This is a genomic window from Mesorhizobium sp. M7A.F.Ca.CA.001.08.2.1 (assembly GCF_003998455.1).
Lineage (GTDB): Bacteria > Pseudomonadota > Alphaproteobacteria > Rhizobiales > Rhizobiaceae > Mesorhizobium > Mesorhizobium ciceri.
On record NZ_RZPW01001054.1, the window covers coordinates 1 to 1,670 of the forward strand.

Below are 1,670 nucleotides of genomic sequence, written 5' to 3' on the forward strand. Positions count from 1 at the left end.
CCTCCGATATGAAAGCGGTCGATATCCGCCCTTCCCGCCAACGCTGATGCTGCATCAAGGCAGCCAGGAACGGAATGTTGTGCTCGATTCCGTCGACGACGAAGCTGTCGAGCGCTTCCGACATGGCATCGATGGCTTCCAGACGCGTCGGCGCCCAGGTGCACAGCTTGGCCAGCATCGGATCGTAGAACATCGAGATTTCGGAGCCTTCGGTGACGCCGGTGTCGTTGCGGATGACGACATCGCCGAATTGTCCTTCCTCCGGCGGCCGGTAGCGGGTCAGCCGGCCGATCGAAGGCAGGAAATTGCGGTAAGGGTCTTCGGCATAGAGCCGGCTTTCCACCGCCCAGCCGTTCAGCTCGATGTCGCTTTGCTTCAGGCCAAGCTTTTCGCCGGCGGCGACGCGGATCATCTGCTCGACCAGATCGATGCCGGTGATGAGCTCCGTCACCGGGTGCTCGACCTGCAATCGTGTATTCATTTCAAGGAAATAGAAGTTCTTGTCCTTGTCGACGATGAATTCGACCGTGCCGGCGCTCTGGTAGTCGACGGCCTTGGCCAGCGCCACAGACTGCTCGCCCATGGCCTTGCGTGTCGCGGCGTCCAGGAATGGCGACGGCGCCTCTTCGGCGACCTTCTGGTTGCGTCGCTGGATCGAGCATTCGCGCTCGCCGAGATAGAGCGCGTTGCCATGCGCGTCGGCCAGCACCTGGATTTCGATGTGGCGCGGATCGACGACGAATTTCTCGATGAAGAGACGATCGTCGCCGAACGAACTCTTGGCTTCCGAGCGCGCGCGGTCGAAGCCATCGCGCACTTCGGCTTCGCTCCAGGCGATGCGCATGCCCTTGCCGCCGCCGCCGGCCGAAGCCTTGATCATCACGGGATAACCGATTTCGCCGGCGATCTTTTCGGCATGATCGGCATTCTCGATGACGCCGAGCCAGCCGGGCACGGTGGAAACCTTGGCGGCGTTGGCGAACTTCTTCGATTCGATCTTGTCGCCCATCGCCTTGATCGCCTTGGGCTTCGGGCCGATGAAAATGATGCCTTCCGCTTCCAGCGCCTCACAGAAGGCCGCCCGCTCGGACAGGAACCCGTAGCCGGGGTGCACGGCCTGGGCTCCCGTCTCCTTGCACGCGGCGATGATCTTTTCAGGGACGAGATAGCTCAGCGCGGCTGGCGAAGGCCCGATATGCACCGCCTCGTCGGCCATCTCGACATGCACGGCGTCGCGATCGGCATCGGAATAGACCGCGACCGTGGCAATGCCCATCTTGCGCGCCGTCTTGATGACGCGGCAGGCAATTTCGCCGCGATTGGCGATCAGGATCTTGGTGAACATGCGAAATGTCATCCCTCGGGTCGGCCGTTCCTTTTATGGCCTGTGCTTGCAGGGTCAAGCCGACCATGCAATTCACTGCCTTTCAATCGACTTGCGATTCCAATTCATCGCTGTGGCCCAGTCGGGGAGCCAGCTGCCAGTTGATCGTGTCGGCAAAACCTGAAACTTTGGAAAAAAATTCGCATTGGAGGACGCCTGATGAAAACCCGCGCCGCTGTCGCTGTTGCCGCCGGAAAGCCGCTGGAGATCATGGAGGTCGACCTCGAGGGCCCGCGCGAGGGCGAAGTGCTGGTCGAGATCAAGGCGACAGGCATTTGCCACACCG

At 61.3% G+C, this 1,670-nt stretch carries 1 protein-coding gene and 1 pseudogene; one reads left to right on the forward strand and one right to left on the reverse strand.

Features of this window, described 5'->3' with window-relative positions:
• Positions 1–1,345: acetyl/propionyl/methylcrotonyl-CoA carboxylase subunit alpha (locus tag EN914_RS34655; protein ID WP_164779142.1), on the reverse strand; the 1,345-nt coding region annotated here is incomplete at its 3' end.
• 198 nt (positions 1,346–1,543) lie between these two features.
• Here EN914_RS34655 and EN914_RS34660 point away from each other — a divergent pair.
• Positions 1,544–1,670 (forward strand): annotated as a pseudogene (locus EN914_RS34660) (S-(hydroxymethyl)glutathione dehydrogenase); the annotation flags it as partial.